The sequence below is a fragment of the Corynebacterium sp. HMSC076D02 genome (assembly GCF_001813815.1).
GTDB lineage: Bacteria > Actinomycetota > Actinomycetes > Mycobacteriales > Mycobacteriaceae > Corynebacterium > Corynebacterium simulans.
The window spans coordinates 1-3591 of record NZ_KV814052.1; the positions used below are offsets into that span (position 1 = coordinate 1).

The window sequence follows — 3591 nt, forward strand, 5'->3', positions numbered from 1 at the left end:
ATGGCGTGAGGATCTCTTCGCCGCGCTGGTTGACCAGCTGGCAGAAATCTATGTGTCCACCAAGACTGGTGAAGCCCCCGAGCTAGATGACTCGCTGTCTACCTATGAGACGGTGCGCGGTTTGCACCCGGATATTGACCCGGAGGCTGAAGTTCAGTTGGACCACGCGCAGGCGGTGGCTTGGCTCGACGCCATCGTGGGCGCCGATGAAGCTGTACGCGCCGCCCAGCTGGCAAAGACCGAACTGGCGGAGCTCATGGGCAATGCGAAGTATGCCCGCGTGGGCACAACCAAGATTGCCGACCGGCGCTCGCGCAGCGGAAAGACGCCCTATGTCCAGTTCAACAAGAAAGCCGACCTCGCGGTCTAAGGAGAAGAATATGCCGAACTGGATTACTAACCGGATCCGCGTCAACCCGGCGCACTTCGCCGAAGTGAAGGAAATACTGCTCGATGATGAGGGGGAGGTTGATTTTAATCGCCTCATCCCAATGCCCCCATGGATGGATACCCTCAGTATCTCGATGATGGAGATGGAGAACCCGCGTAAATGGTTTGAATGGTCGCGCGCGCACTGGGGCACTAAATGGAGCGCGAAGCACACCGTCGTTAAAGACGAGCTGTGCGAGATCGCGTTTGATACCGCCTGGCAGCACCCGGAGCCCATCATCGAAGAGCTTTCCCGACTGCTTCCACGCGTGACCTTCGCGGTCATCTACGCCGAAGAAGATCTCGGATACGGGCAGCGCGGGGCTTACTACATCCGGAACCTAGAAAAGGTCCCATCCCCGGCCGCTCTCATGGCTGACGATGGCGCCTGGGTCGCGAACTGGGACTGCCTCGTCATGCGGGGCGAGCCGCTGGAATATAGCGAGGATTTCCCAGCCTCGGAGAACGATTCCCGTGATTATGACCCCTTCGATATTCTCCCCGGCTTTGCTCACCTAATTGGTGACGAGCCTACTTTTGACCCTTTTTGGCTTGACGCCAACTAACCACAGAAAGGACTAAGCATGTCTGAAATTGCTACCTACGAGCCGACTAAGGCTGAAATCCAAACCGCAAAGACTGACTTCGCTAACGCGTCGATTGATGCGATTGACCGCGAGTTGGAAGTCATCGAAAAGGCCGCCCGCGTGGTACCCACCTTGATTAAGGGAGGCATGGTGCCAGACATTTACCTGCCTACGCACCAGCCGAAAAAGAACGGCCCCGCCCAGGGCGAGGACGTCGCAATCGCTAAGGCGATGGCCGCCGCCGTATTCGGCGCGTCTCTCGGATTCGGCATCGCCAAATCCTTGCAGAATGTGTTCACGGTTCATGGCCAACCTTCCATCTATGCTCGCACCGCTGTAGCGCTCGTACAGTCCCGCGGGCATGAAGTATGGGTAGGCGAGGAGACCACCAATTCGGTAACAGTCTACGGGCGTCGCCGAGGCTCGGATAAAGTCTTTGATTCCACCTGGGACATTGAGCGCGCGAAGGCCGCCGGGTTCACGTCTAATCCGAAGTACAAGTCGCAGCCGCAGGAGATGCTCTACGCTAAGGCTGCGATGGCGGTATGCCGCCGCATGGCTGCCGACGTACTCGAGGGTGTTCCGATGTCGGTTGAGGAGCTGCAGCTCGAAGATCGGCCGGCAACTGTGAAGGCGAAAGCTACTCGCACGGATCGTCCAGGCCGTGGAGCCGATGGGCTACAGGCCGCGCTCGGCCGCTCTACGGCTCGTGAAGAGGCTACGGAGGAGCAGCCCGCTGAAATTGAATCCCAGCCTGCTACTTCGCCGGACGATGATCAACTACTCGCGGACTTAAAGTCCGCCTTGGCTGGGCTCACCACCACCGACCAAGTTAACGCCTTCGCGGAAGAGCTCAAGCAGGATCCGTCCGTTCCGGATGAGGCTCTGCGGATGGCCCGCGACCGCTGGAACGAAATCGCAGGCGGTGAACGGTAATGGCCGAGGTGATTGATGCGTTCGATGTCAACGTCCATTCCGAAAAGCTGGGAAGTATTTCCAGCGTCACCGTCTGCGCAGACGATGAAGTGACTAGAGGTCAAGCAGCAGGTGCATTATTGAGAGCCTTTGCCACAATCATCAACGAAAACGAAAGCCCGGAGGTGTGGTCGAAACACGTATCTCTGGCGTGGTCTTTCCTCATGGAGCAATGCATCTATAAGGAGGACGAAAAATGATTGATTATGAATACCGCTCCGGTCACCTCGCGGCGGATCCGGATCTGCGCTACACCCCGTCTGGCACACCGGTTGTGAATTTCACGCTGATTCAATCCTCGAAGTACTACGACCAGCAGCAGGTAACGTGGGTGACCTCCGCGCGCTCTGTCGTGGACGTGGTGCTGTGGGATAAGAAGTTCGATAACGGGGATGTCATCCCGTGGACCGCGTGGGCAACCGAGGTGCTGCGAAAGGGTTCGCACGTTGTTGTGCATGGCCGCCTGCTGCAGCGCTCTTGGCAGAACCAGCAGGGCGAGAATCGGTACAAGACGGAGTTCCGGGCGGAGAGTGTCTTTGCCTCGCTGGCGGAGGTTGCAACTTCGGACGCGCCGCCTTCGGCTGGTTTGTCTACTGGCCCCAGTGAGCCGCCGTTCTAGGTGGAGCCCATGACTAATCCCGATGCAATGGCGGCTATTACGCGCCTGCCTCGTGAGGCCACCGCCGGTGTATCCGCCGAGGAAATCCTGGCTTTTGCCGACGATAACGGCGTGAAGCTGACTGGCGTGCAACGCGCGCGGCTTCGCCGCATGTTCCCAACCGAATCGCCCGATTCTGACTGATTTTCGCCCCGCTAGGACCCCAATAGTCCACAGCGGGGCTTTCCTATTAGCCCCTATGAAAGGACCCTTTATGACTTACGGCGAGCCGAACCCCAAAGTGGTCAAGAACCCAAACTCCGTTAATGAATGCCGCCGGACTATCCCACGCGGTTTGCGAACAATGATCGCTACCAAGCGCCCGCTGGATGATATGCCTGATGCCGCGATTCGCTGGTTACAACGCCATGAGCTCATCCGCCCCAACAAGCGGGCTAGCGAGCCAGGGCAGAGCACCTGGACGTACACCACGACCGGAAGACGCCTCGAAGGCGAACTCGTCAAAGAAGCTACGCGCGCGGCATGAATATCCAAGACCACGCCTACGTGGCTATTGCCTGCGCGGCACGCCACGGTGTGGTGATTAACCCCGCCGTGGTCCTGGCCATCGCAACGATTACTTACAAATTGGAAGGAGGGGAGGAAAATTACTTGGTTCAAAGTTGATGATGGTTTCTATGACCATCCGAAGGTGGAGAATCTTTCTAATGCGGCTATTGGGCTATGGGTGAAGTCTGGTTCCTGGTGCTCGAAGCATGAGACGGATGGGGTGATTCCGGCGTCTCGTGTGAAGGCGTTGAAGGGCACTCCTAGTCAGATTCGTGCGCTAATTGAGTGTGGTTTATGGGTCGAAACACGATCCGATTTGGGTGCGAAATGCTACTCATTTCGATCATGGCTTGACTACCAACCGAGTCGCGAAGAGCGTAAGGAAGAGCGCGCAGTTTGGCGCGAAAAGAAACGCAAATCGCGCCGCCAAAA

7 protein-coding genes and 1 pseudogene are annotated in these 3591 nt (G+C 57.6%); all 8 read left to right on the forward strand.

Going from position 1 to position 3591, the window contains the following annotated elements; genetic code table 11:
• A pseudogene (locus HMPREF2935_RS13225) lies at positions 1-370 on the forward strand (hypothetical protein); the annotation flags it as partial.
• 10 nt (positions 371-380) lie between these two features.
• Complete coding sequence (locus HMPREF2935_RS07260; RefSeq protein ID WP_070732601.1) at positions 381-995, forward strand: DUF1281 family ferredoxin-like fold protein; 615 nt, start codon at positions 381-383, stop codon at positions 993-995.
• A gap of 18 nt (positions 996-1013) precedes the next feature.
• Entirely contained in the window at positions 1014-1952 is a 939-nt protein-coding gene (locus HMPREF2935_RS07265; protein WP_070732604.1) for a hypothetical protein, read from the forward strand.
• Positions 1952-2191: a hypothetical protein gene (locus HMPREF2935_RS07270; protein ID WP_070732606.1), complete on the forward strand. Its 240-nt coding sequence runs from the start codon at positions 1952-1954 to the stop codon at positions 2189-2191. Before HMPREF2935_RS07265 ends, HMPREF2935_RS07270 begins: the two co-directional genes overlap by 1 nt.
• The gene (locus HMPREF2935_RS07275) at positions 2188-2610 is read left to right on the forward strand and encodes a single-stranded DNA-binding protein (RefSeq protein WP_070732608.1); all 423 of its coding nucleotides are present in this window, start codon (positions 2188-2190) and stop codon (positions 2608-2610) included. Before HMPREF2935_RS07270 ends, HMPREF2935_RS07275 begins: the two co-directional genes overlap by 4 nt.
• Positions 2611-2619: 9 nt before the next feature.
• Positions 2620-2793 (forward strand): hypothetical protein, encoded by a 174-nt coding sequence (locus HMPREF2935_RS13230; protein WP_168166296.1) that lies wholly within the window; start codon positions 2620-2622, stop codon positions 2791-2793.
• 70 nt (positions 2794-2863) lie between these two features.
• The gene (locus HMPREF2935_RS07280; protein ID WP_070732610.1) at positions 2864-3136 is read left to right on the forward strand and encodes a hypothetical protein; all 273 of its coding nucleotides are present in this window, start codon (positions 2864-2866) and stop codon (positions 3134-3136) included.
• Positions 3133-3276, forward strand: a complete 144-nt coding sequence (locus HMPREF2935_RS13235; RefSeq protein ID WP_168166297.1) for a hypothetical protein — start codon at positions 3133-3135, stop codon at positions 3274-3276. The genes HMPREF2935_RS07280 and HMPREF2935_RS13235 overlap by 4 nt, the downstream gene beginning before the upstream one ends.
• Positions 3277-3591: the final 315 nt, after the last annotated feature.